The sequence below is a fragment of the Parabacteroides sp. Marseille-P3160 genome (assembly GCF_900162725.1).
Lineage (GTDB): Bacteria > Bacteroidota > Bacteroidia > Bacteroidales > Tannerellaceae > Marseille-P3160.
Genome location: NZ_LT799418.1, coordinates 1,024,509 through 1,049,420, shown reverse-complemented (window position 1 = coordinate 1,049,420; position 24,912 = coordinate 1,024,509). Strand labels below are relative to the sequence as shown.

18 protein-coding genes and 1 pseudogene are annotated in these 24,912 nt (G+C 45.6%); 4 read left to right on the top strand and 15 right to left on the bottom strand.

Annotation, left to right across the window (positions count from 1 at the left end):
- Positions 1-27: 27 nt before the first annotated feature.
- The 9 genes and pseudogenes from ispF to BQ8014_RS04135 form a co-directional block, all read right to left on the bottom strand.
- Positions 28-507, bottom strand: coding sequence for a 2-C-methyl-D-erythritol 2,4-cyclodiphosphate synthase (gene ispF, locus BQ8014_RS04180; RefSeq protein ID WP_080903264.1), 480 nt, complete (start codon positions 505-507; stop codon positions 28-30).
- Positions 508-514: 7 nt separating this feature from the next.
- Entirely contained in the window at positions 515-1,696 is a 1,182-nt protein-coding gene (porV, locus tag BQ8014_RS04175) for a type IX secretion system outer membrane channel protein PorV (RefSeq protein WP_087880484.1), read from the bottom strand.
- Positions 1,697-1,741: 45 nt separating this feature from the next.
- Positions 1,742-2,821: a hypothetical protein gene (locus BQ8014_RS04170; RefSeq protein WP_139785070.1), complete on the bottom strand. Its 1,080-nt coding sequence runs from the start codon at positions 2,819-2,821 to the stop codon at positions 1,742-1,744.
- Between the two features lie 7 nt (positions 2,822-2,828).
- Positions 2,829-3,299 (bottom strand): annotated as a pseudogene (locus BQ8014_RS04165) (PorV/PorQ family protein); the annotation flags it as partial.
- 57 nt (positions 3,300-3,356) lie between these two features.
- Positions 3,357-6,761 (bottom strand): type IX secretion system sortase PorU, encoded by a 3,405-nt coding sequence (gene porU / locus BQ8014_RS04160; protein WP_080903262.1) that lies wholly within the window; start codon positions 6,759-6,761, stop codon positions 3,357-3,359.
- 12 nt (positions 6,762-6,773) lie between these two features.
- Positions 6,774-7,388 carry a fumarylacetoacetate hydrolase family protein gene (locus BQ8014_RS04155; protein WP_080903261.1) on the bottom strand — a complete coding sequence of 205 codons (615 nt, stop codon included), beginning with the start codon at positions 7,386-7,388 and terminating at the stop codon, positions 6,774-6,776.
- Between the two features lie 290 nt (positions 7,389-7,678).
- Positions 7,679-10,105, bottom strand: coding sequence for a glycoside hydrolase family 95 protein (locus BQ8014_RS04145; RefSeq protein ID WP_080903259.1), 2,427 nt, complete (start codon positions 10,103-10,105; stop codon positions 7,679-7,681).
- 52 nt (positions 10,106-10,157) lie between these two features.
- Positions 10,158-11,468, bottom strand: coding sequence for an aspartate aminotransferase family protein (locus BQ8014_RS04140; protein WP_080903258.1), 1,311 nt, complete (start codon positions 11,466-11,468; stop codon positions 10,158-10,160).
- A 19-nt stretch (positions 11,469-11,487) separates the two neighbouring features.
- On the bottom strand, positions 11,488-13,317 hold the full coding sequence (locus BQ8014_RS04135; RefSeq protein WP_080903257.1) for an ABC transporter ATP-binding protein: 1,830 nt from the start codon (positions 13,315-13,317) through the stop codon (positions 11,488-11,490).
- Between the two features lie 333 nt (positions 13,318-13,650).
- Here BQ8014_RS04135 and BQ8014_RS04130 point away from each other — a divergent pair, with 333 nt between their 5' ends.
- The 4 genes from BQ8014_RS04130 (at position 13,651) to BQ8014_RS04115 (ending at position 16,545) form a co-directional block, all read left to right on the top strand.
- Complete coding sequence (locus tag BQ8014_RS04130; RefSeq protein WP_080903256.1) at positions 13,651-14,157, top strand: radical SAM-associated putative lipoprotein; 507 nt, start codon at positions 13,651-13,653, stop codon at positions 14,155-14,157.
- Between the two features lie 15 nt (positions 14,158-14,172).
- A complete protein-coding gene (locus tag BQ8014_RS04125) occupies positions 14,173-14,664 on the top strand; it encodes a radical SAM-associated putative lipoprotein (RefSeq protein ID WP_080903255.1) in 492 nt (163 codons plus the stop codon).
- Entirely contained in the window at positions 14,657-15,733 is a 1,077-nt protein-coding gene (locus BQ8014_RS04120) for a TIGR04133 family radical SAM/SPASM protein (RefSeq protein ID WP_080903254.1), read from the top strand. The genes BQ8014_RS04125 and BQ8014_RS04120 overlap by 8 nt, the downstream gene beginning before the upstream one ends.
- Before the next feature lie 80 nt (positions 15,734-15,813).
- Complete coding sequence (locus BQ8014_RS04115) at positions 15,814-16,545, top strand: hypothetical protein (protein WP_080905806.1); 732 nt, start codon at positions 15,814-15,816, stop codon at positions 16,543-16,545.
- 24 nt (positions 16,546-16,569) lie between these two features.
- Here the strand turns inward: BQ8014_RS04115 and der are convergent, their stop codons facing one another.
- The 6 genes from der to BQ8014_RS04085 all read right to left on the bottom strand — a co-directional run bounded on the left by der (position 16,570) and on the right by BQ8014_RS04085 (position 24,889).
- Positions 16,570-17,883: a ribosome biogenesis GTPase Der gene (der, locus tag BQ8014_RS04110; RefSeq protein ID WP_080903253.1), complete on the bottom strand. Its 1,314-nt coding sequence runs from the start codon at positions 17,881-17,883 to the stop codon at positions 16,570-16,572.
- Positions 17,884-17,907: 24 nt separating this feature from the next.
- A complete protein-coding gene (gene era / locus BQ8014_RS04105) occupies positions 17,908-18,798 on the bottom strand; it encodes a GTPase Era (RefSeq protein WP_080903252.1) in 891 nt (296 codons plus the stop codon).
- Positions 18,782-19,786, bottom strand: coding sequence for a beta-ketoacyl-ACP synthase III (locus BQ8014_RS04100; RefSeq protein ID WP_080903251.1), 1,005 nt, complete (start codon positions 19,784-19,786; stop codon positions 18,782-18,784). Before BQ8014_RS04100 ends, era begins: the two co-directional genes overlap by 17 nt.
- Before the next feature lie 100 nt (positions 19,787-19,886).
- Positions 19,887-20,072 (bottom strand): 50S ribosomal protein L32, encoded by a 186-nt coding sequence (rpmF, locus tag BQ8014_RS04095; RefSeq protein ID WP_080903250.1) that lies wholly within the window; start codon positions 20,070-20,072, stop codon positions 19,887-19,889.
- 27 nt (positions 20,073-20,099) lie between these two features.
- Positions 20,100-20,681, bottom strand: a complete 582-nt coding sequence (locus tag BQ8014_RS04090) for a YceD family protein (protein WP_080903249.1) — start codon at positions 20,679-20,681, stop codon at positions 20,100-20,102.
- Positions 20,682-20,803: 122 nt separating this feature from the next.
- A complete protein-coding gene (locus BQ8014_RS04085) occupies positions 20,804-24,889 on the bottom strand; it encodes a hybrid sensor histidine kinase/response regulator transcription factor (protein WP_255376297.1) in 4,086 nt (1,361 codons plus the stop codon).
- Between the last annotated feature and the right edge of the window lie 23 nt (positions 24,890-24,912).

Here is a 24,912-nt window from a genome sequence, read left to right as displayed (position 1 = left end):
GCAGCCGCAAAGGTACGGCTTTTTTTATCATTTCCCCATAATCAAGACCGTAGCATAGGCGGCAATACCTTCCCGGCGGCCGACAAAGCCGAGCTTCTCCGAAGTCGTGGCTTTAATGGAGATATCCCCTGCATCGACTTCCATCACTTCCGCCAGCACATCTTTCATGTGCGGGATATGAGGATTGAGCTTCGGACGTTCGGCGGCGACGGTCGCATCGATATTTCCCAGTTCGTAACCCGCTTCGCGAATAAGTTTCATCGTATCCCGAAGCAGGATCTTGCTGTCAATGTTCTTGTATTCGGCATCCGTATCGGGAAAATGAAAACCGATATCCCGCAGGTCTGCAGCTCCCAGCAGGGCGTCGCAAACAGCATGTATCAATACATCTGCATCACTATGCCCCAACAAGCCTTCGGTGTGTTCGATCCGGATGCCTCCCAGCCAGAGTTCCCGGCCTACAGCAAAAGCATGGACATCGTAACCAAAACCTACGCGAATCTTCATTGCTAGATCAGAATAGGTTTTTCAATCCGTCCATATCAAAGGAGAGAGTAAAACGAAGCGTCTGATCCAACGGGTTCGTCTGCGCCGTACTAATCAGGTAGGCAGCGTCCAATTGGAAGACATTCATCCGGAAACCTACGCCGAGAGAGGCATATTGGCGGTTTCCTTTCAGTTTGTTTTCATGGAAGTAACCTCCGCGGACAAAAAATTGGTCGTTATAGCTATATTCCACTCCCAGCGAGAGGTTGACTTCTTTCAGTTCTTCGCTGAACCCGCCCGGCGCATCGTTGAAGGACTTGAATATACCGGTAATGGGAGAAAGCGAGTTATAGTCACTCACCCGTTGCTCAAATGTTTCCTCCGTTTCGTCGGATCCGCGTACCGGTTCGCTCGGCACCAGGTATTTATTCAGGTCGAGATAGAACCCGATCCGGTTGTAATCGTCCAAAGGATAAAGCAGACCCGTACCAATCTTCAGGTTCGTCGGAATAAACTGGTTGGTCGTACCTCCGTCATAAGAAATCTTATTTCCGATATTGGAGATATTGAATCCAAAGCTCCACAGCGACTCGCTGCTACCCAAGACTACATATTTCTCCATATAACCGGCGATATCGGCGGCAACCGCACCGTCCGCCTGCATATCCTGGTCTCCCGCTCCCATATCCGCATGGATATAACGCAAGGCGACCGCCATTGAAAACGACTCGGATAATTTCCGGCTGTAACTGAGATCGACCGCCAATTCATACGGATTCAAGTCCATCTGATGCATTCCCCCGTAATCATACGTCGGCACATTTCCTAACGAAAAATAACGGACGGAAGCGCCGATAGCCTGCAGGTCGTTGTCGCCTATCTTATAAAAACCCGACAGATAGGCCAACGCCACATCATTGACCAACTTACGCAACCAGGGAGTATAGGCCAGCGACACGCCCGCTTTGCTGTACTGGAAGGCATACTTTGCCGGGTTCCAATATTGGGAAGCCACGTCCGGAGTCGTTGCCGCCCCATTATCCCCCATACCTCCGCCGCGTGCATCCGGCGCAATAGACAAGGAAGGAACAGCGGTATTTATCGGGCTGAACTGATCTATTTTATTATCATCTACCTGTGCATTTAAAATTAATGATACGGCCAGAAGACAAACTATCAATGCAAAACTCTTTCTCATTTTTTCTATCATTAAGACAAATCAATTTGTATATCTATAAACTCAATCCCGGCGGCTTTATTGTCCGAGGATAATTAATTTCTTGGCCTCGCTCGCCTCCTGCGAAGTGCCGGTACTAATGGCCGCACGATACAAATAAACGCCCGGCCGGAGGCGGGAGCCCGCCCCGTTCGTCAGGTCCCAGGTCACTTCATATGCCTTGAACAAATCGGACGAGCCACTCTCTTCGTGCTTCCATTGCAAACGTCCCGCCATATCGAATACCTGCAGGCCGACGCGGAGGTAAGATTCCGGCCGGTTATGGTAAAGATGGAAGGTCACTTCTTCACGGGCTGGAACCGGCGCCGCATAAAGCTCCGTCACGTAGGGCTTCAATCCTTCCACGACCTCGAAGGTGAAAACCTGCGTCGTCGGATTGTTTTGGATATCCCAGACTTTAAATTCGCCCGTATGGATGCCGGTCTCCAGTGCCGGGATGGAAAACTTCACCAATCCCTCCCCGTCGCTTCCGACAAGGGTCTGGTAATATGAGTTCAGCGTATAGGTCAGGTAGGGATTGCCGTCGATCATCAATGTCATATCGTGCCCGATACTTCCTCCGCTGATATTCACCCCGCTCTTGTCCCATAGCCTGGCGACGAAGAAAGGCGTTTCGTTGACTTTCCCGCCCTCGGCGAAAATAGAATCATTCAGGTAGAGCTGGCGGATTTCCGGTCCTTCCGTATCCTCTTCTACCTCTTCGGAGGTCCCGCCGATCCGGAAGTTCTTGAAACTTCCATGCGCCTCGTTTCCGCTCGCCTCATCAGCGGCATAAAGGTTCAGTTTCCCATAGTCGTTGGAATAGGAGATATCTTTCGGAACCATAAAGGTAAAGGAGAATTCACCGCTCCGCACCGAGTCGTTCCCTATATAAATCGAATTCGGGTAATCGGTATAGGTATAGGGCCGTCCCGTATGATTATTGTCCAAAGTCGTCCGTTTGATCTGGCTATCCAGAATGGTCACAGACAGTAAGCCGGAGAAATCAGTCGCCTTCTCTCCTCCATCAGTAATTATCTCGCCTTTGACCGTGATCTTTTCCAAGGCCTTGAATTGTACCGGATTGCCGGTAACGGGGATGCCGTTGACCTCGGTCACCTTNCGACTCGGATAATTTCCGGCTGTAACTGAGATCGACCGCCAATTCATACGGATTCAAGTCCATCTGATGCATTCCCCCGTAATCATACGTCGGCACATTTCCTAACGAAAAATAACGGACGGAAGCGCCGATAGCCTGCAGGTCGTTGTCGCCTATCTTATAAAAACCCGACAGATAGGCCAACGCCACATCATTGACCAACTTACGCAACCAGGGAGTATAGGCCAGCGACACGCCCGCTTTGCTGTACTGGAAGGCATACTTTGCCGGGTTCCAATATTGGGAAGCCACGTCCGGAGTCGTTGCCGCCCCATTATCCCCCATACCTCCGCCGCGTGCATCCGGCGCAATAGACAAGGAAGGAACAGCGGTATTTATCGGGCTGAACTGATCTATTTTATTATCATCTACCTGTGCATTTAAAATTAATGATACGGCCAGAAGACAAACTATCAATGCAAAACTCTTTCTCATTTTTTCTATCATTAAGACAAATCAATTTGTATATCTATAAACTCAATCCCGGCGGCTTTATTGTCCGAGGATAATTAATTTCTTGGCCTCGCTCGCCTCCTGCGAAGTGCCGGTACTAATGGCCGCACGATACAAATAAACGCCCGGCCGGAGGCGGGAGCCCGCCCCGTTCGTCAGGTCCCAGGTCACTTCATATGCCTTGAACAAATCGGACGAGCCACTCTCTTCGTGCTTCCATTGCAAACGTCCCGCCATATCGAATACCTGCAGGCCGACGCGGAGGTAAGATTCCGGCCGGTTATGGTAAAGATGGAAGGTCACTTCTTCACGGGCTGGAACCGGCGCCGCATAAAGCTCCGTCACGTAGGGCTTCAATCCTTCCACGACCTCGAAGGTGAAAACCTGCGTCGTCGGATTGTTTTGGATATCCCAGACTTTAAATTCGCCCGTATGGATGCCGGTCTCCAGTGCCGGGATGGAAAACTTCACCAATCCCTCCCCGTCGCTTCCGACAAGGGTCTGGTAATATGAGTTCAGCGTATAGGTCAGGTAGGGATTGCCGTCGATCATCAATGTCATATCGTGCCCGATACTTCCTCCGCTGATATTCACCCCGCTCTTGTCCCATAGCCTGGCGACGAAGAAAGGCGTTTCGTTGACTTTCCCGCCCTCGGCGAAAATAGAATCATTCAGGTAGAGCTGGCGGATTTCCGGTCCTTCCGTATCCTCTTCTACCTCTTCGGAGGTCCCGCCGATCCGGAAGTTCTTGAAACTTCCATGCGCCTCGTTTCCGCTCGCCTCATCAGCGGCATAAAGGTTCAGTTTCCCATAGTCGTTGGAATAGGAGATATCTTTCGGAACCATAAAGGTAAAGGAGAATTCACCGCTCCGCACCGAGTCGTTCCCTATATAAATCGAATTCGGGTAATCGGTATAGGTATAGGGCCGTCCCGTATGATTATTGTCCAAAGTCGTCCGTTTGATCTGGCTATCCAGAATGGTCACAGACAGTAAGCCGGAGAAATCAGTCGCCTTCTCTCCTCCATCAGTAATTATCTCGCCTTTGACCGTGATCTTTTCCAAGGCCTTGAATTGTACCGGATTGCCGGTAACGGGGATGCCGTTGACCTCGGTCACCTTCATGTCAAGCCCGGGATAAGCCAGCGTCAAAGCCGGATCGCCGACAAGCATAAAGCAGTTGGCATAAGAACGATAAGAATTATACATATCCTCCTTCGTTTTTCTCACCACTTCCCCCAGCGTCATCCTTTTTCCGTCCTTTTTCTGAAAAAGGTTTTTCAGGAACGCTTGGTTAATATTAAGATTCGGAACGGAAAAAGCGACCCGGGTTGTCGTAAACAAAGCAATCCCTCCGCTCTTGGGCCTCAGGAAAACATCCTCTCCTCCCGAAGTCGCCATCTGGTCGAAAGGAGTAAAGTCGCAAGAGGCGGTAATCCAAAGCGGCAGGTTGGTATAAGTGAACTGGTTGATATCGGTTTTAGTCACTACCTTTTCATCGCTCCAGGCCTCCGCACTTCCGTGCCCGGTATAATTAATCAGCATAAGCCCCTCTTTCAATTGCTTTTGGATGTTCGACTTGACATCCGGATAAGTAGAATTCCCTCCCGCGTTATTCTTAACGAATGAATCGAAAAACTGTTTGTTTACCAGGAACTCCGGATAATTCGATTCGACCAGTTGGGCCAACGTATCAGATTGGATCATATGGACGGTAGAATATGGAGGATTGTCTATCGAACTTCCGTCATCCCCTACAAAAAGAACTTTGTTTTTCCAACTTCCTTTCGATGTGTTATCCATATAAGTAATAACCTTATCGACAGCCGCCTTCGCTTCCGTCGCCGTCCGGACGGGAAAACGCCCGATTCCCAAGCGGACACGCTCGTCGTTCCCGAGCCTTCCGTAATAATCATCAGTCACATAAGAATAGACGTTCATCGAGTTTTCCGACTGGTAAGTCAACAAATAATTATCCGGCTTTACCCGGTTCCATTCGGACGAGATAAAGCGGTTGTCATAAGCTCCGTCACCGAAAAGCAAGAGATAGTCGGGAGCATCCGCTTCCGAAGCGCTCCGGTCGTAAAACATCTTCATGAAACGGCGGATGGCGGTAGCATCCGGCGTACCGCTCGAAAACTCATTATAGATCGCCTCGGGCGTAACGACGCCGACCGTCAATCCGTTTTGTCCGCGATGCGCTTCGGCCAGGCGCTCCGCCTCCTTGACAAAAGCGGAAGGTGCGACAATAATCATGTCCGTTTGCTCCATGCCGTGCAGGTTCTGCACCGCCACCTCGCCGACTGTTTCGGGAGCCGGGAAGGTTTTCGACAGATCGATAAGGGCAAATTCACGCAAGGCAATGCTCTTGGGCAGGGTGAAAGAGAGCTCCGTACCGCTCAATTGTGTTTCTATCTTTTGGGGGTTCAGCCGGTCTGTTACATCAAAGACCAACATCGAAGACGTCGCCTCCTTAATCACGAACCTCGAAATATTATCGACCGAACGAAGGCTTCGGAAAAGGAGATAAGGCTCATTATAAGCTTTTAATGTTCGTTTGACATGCAGCCGGATATAATCCAGATGCGTATTTTCATCGCCATACTGGCTATAAGTGATGTTTATTTTGGGTGTTTGGCTCTTTTCGCCGCTCCATATACCGTTCCCACGTACTTCTTTTGCTTTCGTGTATGTGGAAAAATCATCATTGACATAGGGAAGGATACTCCAACTGCTGACAGGTGTGAGCGAGGCCTCGTCGACCTTCAGCGTAACGCGCGCAGTAGAATTACTGGTCTTGGAAATAAACCGGAAAGAAACAAGCGCATCTTCCGACGTAATGCCCGGAATACTGAAAGGAAAAGTCTGCGAAAGATTCGTCACAAAGGATTCGCCAAAGAGTTGGCGCCCCGACTGCGCCACGGAATAAAGTTCCTTTTCATGCAGGAAATAATCGTCGAACGTTTCTATTTTCAGCGAAGCTCCTTCCGTCGAAGAAGGCACCTCCGCCATTGTTTTGGTCTCCGTCGCATCGGTCAGAAAATAGTATCCGTAGATGGAATAGGGATTATTCACATGCTCGAAGGTCGTTTGCCCGTCCGATTTGACCTGGCTCCATTGCGTCGCACCCTGGGCGTAAAACAAGAGGTACCCCTCCCCGCGCCAGATTGCCGTCGCCGGCAGGTCATCGATATAAGAAGCCGAGAAGTCTTCGGACAGAGGCGCGCCGCCATATCCGTGAACGGACACTTTGGACGGATCGGCAAAGCCCATCTTCCGGAGCTCCGCATCCGTCAATTTATAGATACCCGTCTCACTGACCCGTATCTTTACCCATTTACCCTCGGCAAGGACCGACTTGTTTGCATATTGGCTCCCGTCCGCCCAGGCGGTGGTGAAAAGGCAAAAAGCAAAAAGGAACAGCCCGTATAATTTCCTTCGCATACATTCTTTTTTTTATCTCACATAGAAATCAAGCAACTTACGTTCCCCGATATATCCCTCCAGATGATCGTCTATATGAACGGGACCGACTCCCGCCGGCGTACCGGTGTAAATCAAATCCCCGATCTTCAAGGTAAAGAAGCGACTGGCATAGGCGATAATCCTGTCTACCGGGAAAAGCATCCAAGCCGTATTTCCCTCCTGTACCTTCTTGCCGTTGAGATCCAGATGGAAAGGAAGTTCCGCGATCTTTCCCACTCTGCCCAACGGGACAAACTCTCCCACAACGGCTGAGGAATCGAAAGCCTTACTGATCTCCCAGGGCAATCCCTTCTTCCTCAAGTCGGTTTGCAGGTCACGGGCGGTAAAGTCGATACCGACAGTCACCTCCTCATAATAACGATCGGCAAACCGTTCCGCTATGTTTTTCCCCAACCGGCTGATCCTGACGACAATCTCCGTTTCGTATTGTACGTCCGACGAAAAATCCGGAATAAAAAACGGCTTTCCGTCTTTCAGCAAAGCTGAATCTCCCTTCATAAAAAGGGTAGGCTCTGATAATTCTAACGAATGATGCATCTCTTTATTGTGATTGGCATAATTCATTCCGACTGCAATGATCTTCATTTTCTTTTCCTTATTTAGTATAATATCTTTAAAATCAAATATCCGTCCAGAGTAAACATATTAATTATCATTTATTTGCATAATGGCATTGGGGGAATCGTCATTATACAATTCCCCCTTCATTTTGAATGAAGATTTCACCTTGGGCTTTATTTCAAAAAAAACTTTTGAGCCGATCGAGTATAATTGAGTGGTTGACATATTATCCCTTAATTCAATGTTGGCATAGCTCAGAGGTTGATTAAACGTATTTTCTATATGGCAAGCTGTCCTGAAAAAATTGGCCTTTATCATTCAAAGAAGAGGCTGATCTCATCCCCGGAATGCATTGAAACGGATAGGCTTCCCCCGATGACTGGCAAAGAGACCGGCTTTTGATTCATCCGCAGGCTCAGGCGCTCGGAATTGGGAGGCAACTTGATCCGGAACGTCCCATTCGTTTCCGCTTTTAGAGCGGCAAAAGTCAACAATCCGTCCCGCCATTTTGCAGCAGCGACTCCTCCTCCCCGGACCCGCAAGCCGGTGAAACTGCCGGTCTTCCAAGCTTCGGGTAACGCCGGAAGGTATTCGACGAAACCGCTTTGGCTCTGAATCAACATTTCGGCGATGCCGGCGCATCCTCCGAAATTGCCGTCAATCTGAAAGGGAGGATGTGCACAAAAGAGATTCGGATAGGTGCCGCCTCCCTTGCCCATATCCATTTTAACGGCATCGGTCGGATGCAATAAGGCTTTCAATAGTCTGTATGCATGCTCGCCGTCATGCAGCCGCGCCCAGAAATTAACCTTCCACGCCATTGACCAGCCAGTGCTTTGGTCACCCCGTACCTCCAGCGTCTTGCGGGCCGCAGCGACCAATTCGGGAGTTTGTTCCGGCGAAATTTCGTTGCCAGGGTAAAGGCCGTACAGATGGGAGACATGGCGGTGCTTGGGATCGGCTTCCGGAAAAGGCTCCAACCACTCCATAATGCGCCCGTCCGCACCGATGGTGGTGGGCATCAGCCGGCTTCGCTTGGCAGCCAGTTCCCGCACGAAAGCCGAATCCACCTGCAAGGCGGCGGCCGCTTCCATCGTATTCGTAAACAGTTCCCGCACGATCTGGTTATCCATCGTAGAGCCGGCGCATACGCTGACGGTCGCTCCAGAAGGGGTCAGATAAGCATTCTCGGGAGAGGTCGTCGGCGCCGTCACCAGATAATGGCTACGCGGATCCTCCACCAACAAGTCGGTAAAAAAGAGGGCCGCTCCCTTCAGGACAGGATAAATTTCCTTCAGGTAGGTTGTATCCCGGTTGTATTGGAAATGTGTATACAGATGCTGGCAAAGCCAGGCGGCCGACGTATTTGTCGCTCCCCAGGAAGGATGCTCGCCGGGAGCGGTAAACTGCCAGACATTGCCGAGTATATGCGTCACCCAACCCCGGGCATTATAGAAAGCCTTGGCTGTGCGCTCTCCGCTCGGAACCTGTTTTTTCACCCATTCGACCAGTGGAAGGTGCAGCTCCGGGAGGTTCCCGACTTCCGCCGGCCAAAGGTTCATTTGCAAATTAATATTCAGATGGTAATCGCCGTTCCAGGGAGTTTGGACGGTATTGCACCATAACCCTTGCAGGTTGGGAGGCAACAGGCCCGGGCGGGTAGAAGAAATCAGCAGGTAACGGCCGAACTGGAAATACAAGGCCATCAGGGCAGGATCTTCCTTGTGCTCCCGGATAGCATGTAGCCGTTCGTTGATCGGCCTGTCCACCTGGTCAGTCTGCCCGAAGTCCACATCGACCCGGTTGAACAGTCTCTGATAGGCGGCAATATGTTCACGTTTCAACACATAATAGCTTTTCCGTTGGGCGGCCATTAACAGCGCGCCGATCTTTTCATTTACACTGCCGCCAAAATAATCGGTCCCCATACTGACCAGGAGAATCGCCTCGGAAGCATTCCGGACCGTCAGGGTGCTATCACCCGGAACCAACTCTCCGCCTTTCGGGAGTAAGATGCGGAGGCGTGCACCATAGCGGATGCCATTGCCGTCTACCCCATTATTCAATTGCCCCTGCATCAGCAGATCCTTGCCTTCGACCGATACCGCATACCGCTCCGGACGGTTCATTCCGACGGAAAAGTTCAGCATCCGGTCCAAATCCGCCGTCAGGTAGACGACACCTAAATCCGAGGAAAAAGAAGTAAATGCTTCACGCAGATAGGTAACCGCTCCACGCCTAAAAGTAACCGAAGAGAGGGCCTCCTGCAGATTCAAATCCCTGCGGTAAGCGTAGGTCGAAGCCCGTTCATCGGGATAATGATAATCGATCAGAAGATTTCCAAGCAATTGATAACAACCATAAGGGGCGTCCGCCGCATTTCCGAGGGCGCTTCCTGCTCCCTTGCAAACAAAGGTTTGGTACATAAGTTCCTGCGCCTCTTCGTTTTTTCCTTCAAAGAGCAAGCTTCGGATACGGGGAAGATACCAGGAGGCGCTGGGATTATCTGCATCTTGCGGCCCCCCCGACCACATGGAAATTTCATTTAATACGATCTTTTCTTTCCGGATTCCTCCGTCGGACATCATTCCCAGACGCCCATTGCCCAACGGGACGGATTCCTCCCATGCAGCCGCCGGGTGATCAAAATAATAGGAAAGCGTTTTCGCTTTATTGACTTCAGGTAGCTCACAGCCAGTCAATAAAAGGATAATAATAAGATACAGATTAAACTTTGCCATACCTAAATATCTCTGTAAAACACTTACAAACAATTGACTCCGATTAATAAATTCAATCCAGTGCAGCCAGGCACCGGTCCAGAATATCCAGCATCAGTCGAATTTCTTCAACGGTGACATCCATGGTCGGGCGTAAACGGATGCTATCGGTGCCAGCTTCCAATAAGATCAACTTTTCTTCATCCTGGGCATACTCAACCAGTTTTGCCAGATTTTGGGGATTGACTAACGAAAAGCCCTGATAAAGGCCCATCCCCCGGACATTCCTTATTTTATCCGGATGCTTATCTTTAAGCGCATTCAAGCCATCGAGCAGAATCGTTGTTTTCTGTGGTACGTGCTCCATAAGATGCCCCTCTTCAAGGACTTTCATTTCCTGGCAAAAACGGACCATATCAGCAAGATTACCGCCCCAGGTTGAATCGAGGATTCCCTTGTCTTCCATCGGATAAAGCATATAGACAACCCCGTTAGCCAACTTTTTACCGGTCGCAATGGCTTGCGGCGGATAGGGCAAATCATAGCTGTCTACCGCAAAGAAAGAGCCGGTCTGGCCCCCTGCTGTCTGTACTTCATCAAAGCCCAGGCTAATCTCAAATTCATGGGCAATCTTACTCAATTCCTGAAAGAAAAAAGGATAAGTAGAGCGATGGCCCCCTGCTCCTTGGATCGGCTCCACAATGATACCCACAATCTCATCGGGAGCAGACTCTATCTCTTTACGCAGAATCTGCAAACAGTCGTTTACAACTTGATTGTTTTCGGCTTCGGTCTTGTCATTATCGATCGCGGGGAAGGGCACCTTGATATTATCGACCGTCATGTGTTCGAAATTACGGTTGATGATGGGTACATGCGAGAGATTCGTTATATTGAGCGTGAAAATGGTCCGTCCGTGAAAAGCCTGATCGAAATAGATCATCCGTTTCACGCCAATAGGTTTATTTTTCTCTTTCATCCTGGCGTCATACAGATTGATAAAGTATTTCAGCAGGTTTTCAATGGCTTCCGCTCCCGAATTTACGGCATAAATCTCCAGCTTCGGATTCTTCATACATAAAGGCGCCAACGCATAGATCTTACGGTAATATTCTACGCATTCCGGAGTCAGGAAGTCGGGATTAGCCATCTTATTGTTGGCGGCAAAAATGAGTTTCTCAATATAATCGGACTCAAACATTTTCGGATGATTATGTCCTATGAGCCTCGAACCGTAATAACCGCACCAATCAAACAACTCCTCCCCGTCGATTGTATGAATCCACATGCCATGGGAATGCTTCAGGTCTACCACAAAAGGGAAAGGCTGCATGACAACATATTTAGCAAACTCGTCTAAATAAACTTTACTTTTTTCGTACATAGTTATAAATCATCTCTTTTTAAAAACTCTGCATGTCGCAAAGCCGTTTATAGTAACCATTCAAAGCATAAAGCTCATCATGTCTGCCGCGTTCCACGATTTCACCTTCGTGGAGCACACAGATCTCATCCGCATTCTTGATAGTGGACAGGCGATGGGCGATGGCAATTGTGGTACGGCTCTTCATCAGCTTTTCGAGGGCATCCTGTACCATATGCTCCGACTCAGTGTCCAGCGCCGAAGTCGCCTCATCCAGTATCAGAATGGCCGGATTCTTCAAAACGGCGCGGGCAATACTAATCCGCTGCCGCTGCCCGCCGGAGAGCTTGCCTCCGCGGTCGCCGATCATCGTATCGTATCCTTGTTCCGTTTCCATGATAAAATCATGTGCATTCGCAATACGCGCCGCCTCCTGCACTTGCTCCGGGGTGGCTCCTTCCGATCCGAAAGCAATATTATTGAAGAAGGTGTCATTGAACAGGATGGCTTCCTGGTTGACATATCCGATCATGCTCCGGAGATCTTTTGTCCTAAAATCCCTGACATTGACCCCATCGATCAGAATTTCTCCTTCCTGGACATCGTAGAATCGGGGCAAGAGGTCGACCAATGTAGATTTTCCGGAACCGGACTGCCCGACCAACGCAATGGTTTTCCCCCGGGGAATGTCCAGGCTGACGTTTTTCAGGACTTCCCTCGTTTCGTACCGGAAGGAGACATTCCGGTATTCGATCTTCTCCTGCAAACCTTTCGGTTCAACCGGATGTTCCGCCTCCTTCATGTTATTCTCCGCCATCAGGATACGATCGATCCGCTCCATGGAAGCCAGTCCCTTCGGAATATTATAACTCGCTTTGGAAAATTCCTTCAGGGGATTGATAATGCTGTAAAGGATGACGATATAATAAATAAAGGTGGGAGCGTCGATACCTGACTGGTGTCGCAAGACCAACGTACCTCCGAACCAGAGCACAATGACGATAAGTGCCGTTCCCAGGAACTCACTCATCGGATGAGCCATCTGCTGGCGGGTATTTACCCGTCCGATAATGGTACGGTAATCGTTCGCACTCCGATCGAAGCGTTCTCTCATCCCTCTTTGGGCGTTAAATGCCTTGATTACCCGCAGCCCTCCTAAGGTCTCTTCCAATTGGGACATCAAGTCGCTCCATTTTTCCTGCGCCTCCAGGGACCGGCGTTTCAGTTTACGCCCTACAAATCCCATAAACCACCCCATTCCGGGCACAATCACGATGGTGAATAGCGTCAACTCCCAACTGATCATCAGGAGTGTTATAAAATAAATCAGGATCAGGATAGGATTCTTAAACAGCATATCCAGAGAACTCATGATCGAGTTCTCCACCTCGTTCACATCCCCGCTCATCCGGGCGATAATATCTCCTTTCCGTTGTTCGGAGAAAAAAGAAAGGGGCAGGCTAAGTATCTTATGGTATATCTGTACCCGCAAGTCGCGTACCACTCCGGTGCGAATCGGAATCATGGTCGCCGAAGAAAAGAAATAAGTCGCCGTCTTCAAAAAAGTCATGACGACCAAGAACAGTCCCAGAATCAGCAAGGCAGTACTCGGCCCGTAATACCGGACGATCTCCGAGATATAATAATAGAAATTATTAATGACCAGATCCTTCAGGCTCTCTCCGGAATCCCAAGGGATAAAGGTGTAAACCGCCTCACTGATATTAAACAGAATCATCAGGATAGGGATGATCAGAGTGAAAGAGAACACATTCAAGATCGCGGATAGAATATTAAACAACACCGCCAGGGCCAGGCTTTTCTTATAAGGAGGCACAAAACGGCTCAGTATCCGTAGGAAATCCTTCATATTATTTCATTCATGTTTATTAAAGGACCGCAAGTTACGCAATATCCTACATTCTGCAAGTCCCGGCAGCCCGGAAAACATTCAAAAGCCATCGCTTACCCGCTAAAAATTCATACCTATGAATGAACGCAGTCATAACTATGAACGAATACAGTCATAACTATGAACGGACACAGTCATAACTATGAATTTTTGAAGGAATCTTCTTTTTCTTTTTTATTCTATACTTTTAATCAGACAGTAGTGAAAATCTTATAAAAACACAATAAACGATGCAGCATTTATCGTCTTTCTCTCATCTATTTATAAAGATTAATTTCTAATTTTACTCTTATGAAAAAAATACATCGAAAACTCATTAAAGGAACCAACTGGGCGTTGGCCGGCATCATTTCCTTACTTGGCTTCTCTGCCTGTTCGGATGACGACGAAGATGAAGATTTAAAAGTGGATGCTTATATCGATAGTGGCTTTATGTTAATGTACGGAACCATACCTACAACATTCAAGGCCGATATTATTTTACGCGGACGAGTGGTCGATGAAAACGGCACCCCTGTCCCCCACCTGCAATTTGAGGCGAAAAGCCAACAATCAGGTTCTCTGCCCTTCGATGAATTCCGGAACGATAAAAAAGGGGAATTCAAACGGAAATATAGGGCCGTAACGCAGGGGGGCGTAGCGTTTGAATTGATAGCGAAGGATACGGACGGGGAATTGAACGGCGGAGATTTCAAAACGGATACGACAGAAATTATTATCTCTAACGAAGAATTGCAAGAAGAACTGGTCAAAAAGAATTACGTGATCCGATTATCCAAAAAGACAATCAATGAATAAAAATAGACAGTAATTATGAAAAAGTTTAGCCAAACGCTTATTAAGGGAATGAATTGGATGCTATTAGGGATACTTACCTTATTAGGTTTTCCTAATTGTAAGAATACGAGCGCAGACGAATACGGCACTCCCTATGCCGAATATGTTATCAAAGGAAAAGTTGTCGGAGAAAAAGAGAATCCTCTTATCGGCATTCCGGTAATTGTCCGTGCCGAATTCACAAAAAAAGATGGAGTCATCCTAGATAATTATCATCTGTATACCGATACCGTCTATACCGATCAGCAAGGAGAATATATCCAACAACGGACAGATTTCCCTTCAGAACTTGACATGACCGTCATCGCCAATGGCGTCGAAGAAAAAAACGATGCAACCTATGCTACCGACTCCATAAAATTCAATATAACCGGGAAAGATTTCTCCGGAGGAGACGGTTGGTATAGAGGGAAAGTAGAAAAAACAGCTCCGACTGTTAAACTCGGAGAAAAAAAGACTGATGAATAAAACATTGACCTTCAAAAAAAAGGTTGCGCTGGAACTATTCAGACGGATTCGGAAGAACCGGACGAAGATACATGACTTACATACGCTCTTCTGGGAATGCACCTTGCGATGTAACCTCTCCTGCAAACACTGTGGAAGCGACTGCCGTGTCATGGCTAATCAACCGGACATGCCGGTGGAGGACTTCCTTAAAGTAGTAGATGAGATTACTCCGCATGTCGAACCGAACAAGGTAATGGTGGTCTTCACCGGTGGCGAAGCATTATCGAGAAAAGACCTGGAAGTCTGCGGCCTGGAACTATATAAGCGGGGATTTCCCTGGGGAGTTGTCTCGAATGGCATGTATATGACCCGCAAGCGTCTGGATTCCCTTTTGGCGTCCGGCTTGCATGCGGCAACCATTAGCCTGGACGGCTTCGAAGAAGTACATAACTGGATGCGGGGACATCCGAAAAGTTTTGAGAATGCAGTCCATGCCATCCGCATGCTGGCTGAAGAGAAAGAAATCGTCTGGGATGTCGTCACTTGTGTGAATCGTAAAAACATAAATGAACTGAAGGAGTTCAAAGAATTCCTTCTGCAGACAGGGGTCAAAAGATGGCGTATCTTTACCATTTTTCCGGTAGGCCGGGCGGCGCAACATCCCGAATTTCAATTAAATGACGAAGAATTTACGCGTGTACTCGATTTTATTCGTGACACTCGCCGCGAAGGACGTATCCGGTTAGACTATGGTTGCGAAGGCTTCTTAGGAGGTTATGAGATGGAAGTCCGCGATCATTTTTTCCAATGCAATGCAGGTATTGACACCGCCTCCATACTGGCAGACGGTGCCATCTCCGGTTGTCCCAGTATCCGGGCAAACTTTCATCAGGGAAACATCTACCGGGACCATTTTATAGATGTTTGGAATCATGGTTTTGAGAAATATCGTAACCGGGCATGGGCACGTAAGGGAAAATGCGCCGACTGTAAGATGTTCCGTTACTGCGAAGGAAACGGCATGCATTTATACGATGACAATAGTAATCTGCTCGTTTGCCACTATAACCGGATTATCGAAAGGTAGAAACTGCTATTTTTTTTCAAATCAATAGTTTGTTGTAAATCAAAATAAATATGATAAATATAATCAAAAGTAATAGAGTTATGAAGAAATTAATATCATGTATCGCTTTATTCGCTTGCATATTCACCTATACCGGTTGTAATGAGATGGAAGACGATGGCTCCAGAGGTTTTATGAGTGATGCTACAATTGTCGGTGATTCAGAGAATGGCTACTATTGCTATTTGGATCATGGCGGGTTAGTCATTTCATATAGCCGGGAACTCGCGGATAAAGAAAGAGGCTACTTTTCTTTCAATTATATGGAGAACGATTGGACAACAGCGCCCAACGGTCTAAAATATATCGACAATGCCCATGTCTATGCTTCTCAAGAATATGACGTGATTCATCCCATCACTCAAAAAGAGGCCGAGGCTAAACACATTACCGATAAGGATAGTTGCTTTGTTCCTTCATTCTTGTCGGTGGATTATCCATCTAATGGCTACTTCGATATAAATGCCAGATTTGCTACTGTAATTAAAGAAAAGGAAGAAAATATCTATGGCGAAGTAAATATCGTATACGATGCTGCAAAACAAGATCCCGATACTTTGCGGTTGCAACTTTGCTATAATCCACACATACCCGACGGTTGGTCGAAAGTAGGAAATATCAGCCGCACCGTCTCGTGTGATATTTCCTCTCTTGCCTCTCTCCAACAATGGAATGACTCGGTAACGATCGTCATTGACGATGCCGACAAGGGTCAATATATAAGGAAAATAAGAAAAAATGATTTTTTGAAGCCGACTGTCAAGGTTGATTAATCGTAATATAATGCGTCCCTTGAGTTATTTCTCCCGGATATTGATGTTAATCGGCGTGCCGGTGAAATCCCAATTCTCACGGATCTTATTTTCCAGAAAACGTTTATAGGGATCCTTTACCCATTGCGGCAGATTACAGAAAAAGACGAAAGTCGGAATACTCACGTTCGGTATCTGCGTGACATATTTGATTTTAATGTATTTTCCTTTCCAGGCCGGCGGCGGATAATTCTCAATCACAGGAAGCATAACCTCATTCAACTTGTTGGTAGGAATCCGTTTCTTCCGGTTGGCGTAGACTTCTTCCACTGTCTCCAACACCTTCATGATACGCTGTTTGGTCTGCGCCGAAATGAACAAAATTGGAAAATCGACAAACGGTGCAAAACGACCATGAATGGCTGAAGTATAGCTGTTGATCACCTGTTGGCTCTTATCTTCAAGCAAATCCCATTTATTCACGCAAACGACCAGCCCTTTTTTATTCTTCTGTATAATGGAAAAGATGTTCAAGTCCTGGCTTTCCACCCCTCGGGTCGCATCGATCATCAGGATGCAGACATCGGAATTTTCGATCGCACGGATGGAACGAATCACGGAATAGTATTCCAAATCTTCGTTAACCTTCCCTTTTTTACGAATGCCAGCCGTATCGACCAGATAGAAATGCTTCCCGAACTTATTATATTGGGAATATATGGAATCACGGGTCGTACCGGCGATATCCGTCACAATATTGCGCTCTTCTCCGATGAAGGCATTGACCAAGGAGGATTTGCCGGCATTGGGCCGCCCGACAATCGCGATACGAGGAAATTCCTCCTCCGGTTCGTCTTCGCTGTGATCGGGGAACAGAGTGATGATCTTGTCAAGTAGATCACCCGTACCGGAACCATTGACCGCCGAAATGCAATACGGATCTCCCAAGCCTAACCGATAAAATTCAGCCGAATCGGCATACATCTCAAAAGTATCGGCCTTATTTGCCACGACCACCAATGGTTTTTTACTGCGCCGGAGAATTCCAGCCACTTCCTCATCCAGGTCGGTGACACCATTTAAAATATCGACCACGAAGAGGATCACATCCGCCTCTTCAATCGCAACCTTAACTTGTTTGTTGATTTCTTCTTCGAAGACATCGTCCGAATTTACCACCCAACCTCCGGTATCGACTACCGAGAAAGCAACGCCTCCCCAGTCGGCTTTACCATACTGCCGGTCACGGGTCGTACCCGATTCTTCATTAACGATTGCCTGGCGCGATTGCGTCAGACGATTAAACAACGTGGACTTACCCACGTTCGGTCTCCCGACTATAGCGACAACATTTCCCATAATTGTTTTTTCTGAATTGTTTTTTTAATCTAACTGGTATCCGAAATTCTTCAGAATCTTATCCCGGTTACGCCAGTCCTTTTCTACTTTAACAAACATTTCCAGAAATACTTTCTTATCAAAGAAACGTTCGATCTCTTTCCGGGCCATTGTTCCGACTTTCTTCAAGGCCTGGCCTTGATGTCCGATAATAATCCCTTTCTGCGAATCCCTCTCTACAATAATCAGTGATTTGATGTGAATGCCGGTTTCGGTTTCCTTAAACATTTCGACGACGACTTCCACCGCATAAGGAATTTCTTTCTGGTAATATAACAAGATCTTCTCCCGAATGATCTCCGTTACAAAAAAGCGGGCGGGCCGGTCTGTCAAAGCGTCTTTCTCAAAGTAAGGCGGAGATTCCGGAATTAATGTCTCCACCCGTTTTTTCACGTAATCTACATTAAACTTATTCAAAGCCGAAATCGGTAAGATCTCCGCTTTGGGAAGCAACTCTTTCCACTTGCCAGCCAAGTCGGCCAAGCCGGCCTGATCGGTCAAGTCGATCTTATTAATCAAAAGCAATACGGGAATCTCCAGCGTTTGTACCCGGTGGAGGAATTCCTGGTTTTTATCGATTGTCTCAACCACGTCGGTCACATAAAGCAATACATCCGCATCGCCCAATGCCGATTCCGAAAAGTTGAGCATGGATTCCTGCAGTTTATAGTTGGGGTGCAAGACTCCGGGTGTATCGGAATACACGATTTGCATCGTATCGGTATTGACAATCCCCATGATCCGGTGGCGGGTGGTCTGCGCTTTCGATGTAATAATCGAAATGCGCTCGCCCACCAACAGGTTCATTAATGTGGATTTTCCGACATTCGGATTACCGACAATATTGACAAATCCCGATTTATGCTGTTCCCCCATTATAGCCCCATTTCAAATAAACGGCTCCCCAAGTGAATCCCGCGCCAAAGGCAGCCAGGATCAGATTATCCCCTTTTTTCAACCTATCTTCCCACTCCCATAAGCAAAGCGGGATCGTACCGGCGCTGGTATTTCCATATCTCTGGATATTAACCATTACCTTGTCATAATCAATCCCCAAACGCTTGGCTGTAGCATCAATGATGCGCAAGTTAGCCTGATGAGGGACGACCCAGTCGATATCGTCATGCGTCAAATGATTACGCTCTACGATCTCTGCCGCCGTATCCGCCATGTCGGACACGGCGCATTTAAAGACGGCTTTCCCTTCCTGATAAACGTAATGCATCCGCTTATCGATCGTTTCATACGATGACGGATAGGCGGAACCGCCCCCGTACATATGCAAATGAGAGCAGCCGGAACCGTCCGTTCTCAGGATAGTATCGATTACCCCCAGGTTTTCTGCCGTCGGCTCTATCAATACTGCGCCGCAACCGTCGCCGAAAAGCGGACAAGTCGTACGGTCGGTATAGTCGGTGATAGACGTCATTTTATCGCCCGCTACAACGATTACCCTTTTGTATCGCCCGGAGCGGATATAGTTTGCTGCTGTTTCCAACCCGTAAAGGAATCCGCTGCAAGCTCCTTGCAAATCAAACGTCATTGCATTTTTGCAACCGGTATGATAAGCTATCAGGGAAGCCGTAGTCGGAAAGCCGAAGTCCGGGGTAGTCGTTGCACACAAAAGCATTTCAATGGATTCCGGATCTACGTCCGTTTTTTTCAATAATTCCTGGACGGCTCGGATTCCCATATAGGAAGTACCTTTTCCTTCTCCTTTAAGGATTCTGCGTTCCTTGATTCCCACCCGCGTCAAAATCCATTCTTCCGTTGTATCAACCATTTTCGAGATATCGTCATTCGTCAATACGTCTTCGGGGACATAGCCGCCGACCCCGGTGATAACCGCGTTTACATTACTCATATCATTTAATCTCTGATCTTGTCACTCCCCAAAAGTAAAAAAAAGCCCTAAATAATCAGGGCTATTTTTCTTTGATTTGTAAAAATCTATAACTATTTTTTTATACAGCGGCTTCTTTTACGATCGCCAATTTACCTCTATAATATCCACATTCACCGCAAACGGTGTGATAGATATGCCATGCGCCACAATTAGGGCAGATGGCCATTGTTGGAACTACAGCCTTGTCATGAGTTCTTCTCTTGGCTGTTCTGGAATGTCCTTGTCTTCTTTTAGGATGTGCCATTTTCTTTCTATTTTAATTATTAATCTTTCAAATCAAGTCCTTCAAGGCATCCCAGCGAGGATCCGCACCTCCGCCGTCACTCCCATCGTCAATGGAAATATCCGTATCGGTATTCGTCTCTTCTTCATCCAGTCCGTCGTCTTCCTCATCCGCGCTTTTAGCCGAATGCTTCTTTAACTTGGAAGACATTGCCTTGTTGCATTTTCCCGGAGGATGTACATGTTTCATTGGGATCGCCAATGCTACAAACTCATAGAGAAACCAAGCTAAATTGATCGCCCCTTCCTCCTCCGGAATGATGACTATTTCATCACTCTCTTCTGCGTATTCTTTCCCAAACTTAACGACCAGCCGGTTCTCCGTCTGAACAGGAATATCCATGTCATCGAGACAACGGTCGCAAGGAACAATGACAGTCCCTTCAATACGGAACTTCATATCAAACACAGAGTTTGTACTTTTTACCGTACAATAGACTTTAACTTTCCCTTTCTGTACTTCAGGTCCGTCAATATCCAAGAAGAATTTATTCTCCAACGTATACTCGATTTCATGTATACCGGGAGTGAATTTCTTCAAATCGACATTATATAAATCAAATTTACTCAAAGTCTGTATATGTAAAAACCTTGCAAAGGTACGAAAAAACTTAACACAATCGCAATACTCCTTTTATATTTTCAGAACAAATGCACTTAAAAAAAATCGACCGTTTCCCAAGGAATTGGATTTCATTCTTGTTTGAAACCCTCTTCTATTTTCACTTCCCGGTATTTCTTAGGTGTCATTCCGTATTTCTGTGAAAAGAGTCGATAAAAATTGCCCCGGTTATTAAATCCGGCTTTATACATGATCTCATCTACAGAGTTCTGGCTGGTTATCAATAATTTTTCCACTACGGAAAGCCGATATTCCTTGATTAAATTCGCAGGAGTTTGATTCGTAATATCTTTTAGTTTTCTATATAAATGCCGCGGACTAAATCCTAATTCCTTAGCCAATTGATCTGTTGAAAAATCCGGATTGGTCAGATTCATATCAATTATCATTACCATCTTTTCAAAAAAATCCTTATTCTCTTTATGAATGAATTTGCCGTCCGCAAACTCATAGGCGCTAATTGCCGAACGGTAATAATCTTTCAAATCGTTTTGACGTTGAAGCAATCGTTCAACGAGTGATTGAAGGTATTCCACATTAAAAGGTTTCACTACGTATGCCTCCGCTCCCGCTGTAATTCCTTCCGTTTGTTCCTCGGGAGTATTTTTCGCGGATAATAAGATAAAAGGGATATGCGAGGTCCGCCGGTTCGCTTTTACTTGCTTCATTAAGGAGATTCCATCTAATTCAGGCATCATGATATCCGAAATAATTAATTGAGGTTGCATTTCCTCCAAATGATTAAACACGGATAATGGATTTTCAATTGAAATGACATTATAACGCTCATTTAAAATTTCGGAGACGAACCAGCACATTTCCGGGTCATCGTCAATTACAAAAACGGTCAGTTTTGAGAGTTCCAATTTATTATAATCCAACATTCGGTTTTTCAGAGACAATTCCATAATGCTTGGAACATCCTCCTCCTTTTTTTTCTCCGTCGCTTTATTGCTTATCTCCTTGGCAGGGAACGATACTCGGAATTTTGTGAATTCATCAGGAATGCTCCTGACTGTTATCTCACCATCCAGTAATTTGACCATATTGTGACAAATCGCTAATCCTAGACCGTTTCTTGAAAAAAATCCTCTTTGTGTCTGTTTTTCAAAATTCTCTAATACCCGGTAACGGTCAAAAACATAAGGAATGTCTTCCTCTTTTATTCCTTGTCCGGTATTGGAGATCGAAAGCTCCAGATAATCTCCCTTTTTTCGAATGTAGAAATCAATTTTCCCTCCATCCGGAGTATATTTGAAGGCATTCGATAATAAATTCGTAAGAATTTTCGTGAAACAATTTTTATCCGAATTCCAAAAAAGTTCAGGTTCTATTTCAAACTGATAATGAATATTCTTTGCTTCTGCAGATTCAGCAAAGGAATCTACAATTTCAGTAGATAATTCGGTGATATCCAATCGCTCTATGATACATAATTTATGTCCGGTTTCAATCCGCCGGAATTCGATCAATTCCTGAATAAGGGAATTAAGGCGTTCGGCATTTTTCATGATCATACCGGTATATTTTTTTATGAAACCGTCGGATTTTTCATACGAAAGAATACGATCGCACGGGCCATAAATTAAGGTCAAAGGGGTGGAAAATTCGTGGGTAATATTCGTAAAGAAACGAAGTTTAGATTCATAAATCTCCTCTTTTTTCTGTTGATGCACCTTCTCGATAAGGTATTCCCGTTTGCGCCTGTATCTTTTTCTAACTAATTGTATCGAATAATATACCATAATAAGAAACAACAATGCATAACATATATAAGCCCAAACGGTCATATACCAAGGCGGAAGAATCACGATGGTTAATGAATAGGCATCTGTTACCGAATCCCCATTATCACATTTGACATGAAGAATATATTCTCCGGGAGAAATATTGGTGAAGTTTACCACATTGGAATGTCCGTTTTCAATCCATTTGGAGTTAAAGTTTTCCAGGTTATAAAAATATTTACAATTCTGTCCATTCATATAATCTAATGCCACAAAGGAAATAGAAAAGAAGTTTTGGTCATAAGTCAGCCGAAGGTATTCCCTATTCTCTTTTCGACGAATAAAATCGTTCAGGTTATGTTCATTCTCATAAATCTTTAAACCCGTGAAAAAAATCTTCGGAACAAATTCTTTTTTGACATAGATGTCCGGTGAGATAGTTACAAAGCCATTAATCCCTCCGAAAAACAAAGATCTTGTATTTTCATCTTTTAGATAGGCTCCATCACTAAATTCAAATACTTCCAATCCACTTTTTTGATTGAATACATGGAATTTCCCCGTTTTTGTATCAAACCGGACGATTCCTCCGTTTGTACTGACCCATAAAGATCCCCTGTCATCTTCTAAAATGCCGTGGATCGTGTTATTGGGTAACCCTTCGATTTCGTTGTAGTTCACAAAGGAGATCTTACGAGTTGCTGCATTATAATGCAATAATTTAATAATGCCGAAGCTTGTCCCCACCCAAAGAATTCCTTTGCTATCCTTATATATACTGAGTATATCATTAATGGTACGAATCTCTTTTTGCGGGAATAGGATTTGTTCGAAAGTTTCATCCTTGAGATTCAACCTTCGTAAACCGTACCCGCGATTACCAAACCAAAGCGTACTGTCGTTCTCCTGACAAGCTGTAAAAAAATAATTAGAAGACATCTCTCCTTTTTGGAATGTAATCCGTTTAATCGATTGGATAACCGGTTCGTCATTTGTACCGGAAATAACAACTTTATATACCCCTGCTCCGACAGAGGCCAACCAAAGGACGGAATCACTCACTTCGCAAATAGCATGAATAAACAGGATGGGAGTTTTCGCATAGGAAGTTACTTCCTTTATCCTTTTTTCTTTATAGGAATAGTAATTCAATCCCGGCCCATCTCCTCCGATCCAAAGGATATTCCGCCGGCTTTTTTCGAAGGCGTAAATTGAATTATTAGTCAGACTACTGTTTGAAGTCGTGATATGTCTGGTCTTTTTGCCATTAATATCTTCGCCTACATGATAGTTCTCTATCAATAAGATTCCATCATCTTTCGTACCGACCCATAGATTATTTTCTTTATCCAGCAACAAAGCCCTAACCGGTTTTTGTATGGAGAATTGTAAATGTTCGAAAGTGGCTGACCGGATGGAAAACAGATTGCGTGTATGCATATATACTCCTTGCCCGTCTGTCCCTATCCAGATGATATCTTGTTTCTCATCTTTATATAAGCAGAAGACACCACAATAAATTTCTATCTCCTTTATTTGGTATTTTATTATATTTTCAGGTGTATTCTGAAGCCTCAATAGCCCGTTGGTTTGGAAAGCAATCAGGTAATCTTCGTTATCTTTAATAATGGAAGAAACAATACCGCGTTGCTCTATTTCTTTCTTCAGATTTAAGATCAGGCTTTTCTTCCGGGAAGTCGCCTCCATTTCGAAAAGGAAGTACTCCTCGTCAATGAAATAAATGCGGTTATTCTCTATAAATGCATAACGGATGCCGCAATGATGGACAAAGTCATTTAAAGCGGTAATAACCGGATGCCCCGAATTAAATGAAATTAGAGCATTATGAATTTCCCCTTTGTTTGTTACAATCCATAGTACATTCTTTTTATCTATAAAAATCCGTTGTATGTCGCTTTTAGTTATACCAGGATAATGGATCGGTATAAATTGTTTTTTATATTTATCATAATAATTAATTGTATTATTCTCATGAATCACGAAAATTTCATTTGTTGATGTCTTGGTCCAATAATATTTTCCTTCAAATTCATTATAACATTTTATCTCTTTTGTTTTTTTATCATAGCGGTTGAGCCCATGGTTTGTATTGATCCATATGATTCCTTCTTCTCCTTCCCAAACCCCTTCGATCAGATTGCCGGAAAGACTTCCGGGGGCATTGATATCAGGCTTAAATATATTTATGTCTGCTCCGTTATACACATTCAACCCGTCGGCAGTTCCAATCCACATGAACCTTTCACTGTCTTGACAGATCGATAAAATAGCGCTGTTCGACAAGCCCTCCCTACTCGATAATTGACGTAAATTATAAGCACCCACTGAGAATGTCAAAAAAAAGAACAACTGAAAAATATATATCTTTTTGATTGGAAATAGGCGTATAAAACATCTTTGATTTTTCATTACTATTGATATAAAGTAAATAA

Bases quoted from the DNA above. Each gene is read 5' to 3' on its own strand.
- ispF (WP_080903264.1), bottom strand. From the start codon at position 507: ATGAAGATTCGCGTAGGTTTTGGTTACGATGTCCATGCTTTTGCTGTA.
- porV (WP_087880484.1), bottom strand. From the start codon at position 1,696: ATGATAGAAAAAATGAGAAAGAGTTTTGCATTGATAGTTTGTCTTCTG.
- porU (WP_080903262.1), bottom strand. From the start codon at position 6,761: ATGCGAAGGAAATTATACGGGCTGTTCCTTTTTGCTTTTTGCCTTTTC.
- BQ8014_RS04155 (WP_080903261.1), bottom strand. From the start codon at position 7,388: ATGAAGATCATTGCAGTCGGAATGAATTATGCCAATCACAATAAAGAG.
- BQ8014_RS04145 (WP_080903259.1), bottom strand. From the start codon at position 10,105: ATGGCAAAGTTTAATCTGTATCTTATTATTATCCTTTTATTGACTGGC.
- BQ8014_RS04140 (WP_080903258.1), bottom strand. From the start codon at position 11,468: ATGTACGAAAAAAGTAAAGTTTATTTAGACGAGTTTGCTAAATATGTT.
- BQ8014_RS04135 (WP_080903257.1), bottom strand. From the start codon at position 13,317: ATGAAGGATTTCCTACGGATACTGAGCCGTTTTGTGCCTCCTTATAAG.
- BQ8014_RS04130 (WP_080903256.1), top strand. From the start codon at position 13,651: ATGAAAAAAATACATCGAAAACTCATTAAAGGAACCAACTGGGCGTTG.
- BQ8014_RS04125 (WP_080903255.1), top strand. From the start codon at position 14,173: ATGAAAAAGTTTAGCCAAACGCTTATTAAGGGAATGAATTGGATGCTA.
- BQ8014_RS04120 (WP_080903254.1), top strand. From the start codon at position 14,657: ATGAATAAAACATTGACCTTCAAAAAAAAGGTTGCGCTGGAACTATTC.
- BQ8014_RS04115 (WP_080905806.1), top strand. From the start codon at position 15,814: ATGAAGAAATTAATATCATGTATCGCTTTATTCGCTTGCATATTCACC.
- der (WP_080903253.1), bottom strand. From the start codon at position 17,883: ATGGGAAATGTTGTCGCTATAGTCGGGAGACCGAACGTGGGTAAGTCC.
- era (WP_080903252.1), bottom strand. From the start codon at position 18,798: ATGGGGGAACAGCATAAATCGGGATTTGTCAATATTGTCGGTAATCCG.
- BQ8014_RS04100 (WP_080903251.1), bottom strand. From the start codon at position 19,786: ATGAGTAATGTAAACGCGGTTATCACCGGGGTCGGCGGCTATGTCCCC.
- rpmF (WP_080903250.1), bottom strand. From the start codon at position 20,072: ATGGCACATCCTAAAAGAAGACAAGGACATTCCAGAACAGCCAAGAGA.
- BQ8014_RS04085 (WP_255376297.1), bottom strand. From the start codon at position 24,889: ATGAAAAATCAAAGATGTTTTATACGCCTATTTCCAATCAAAAAGATA.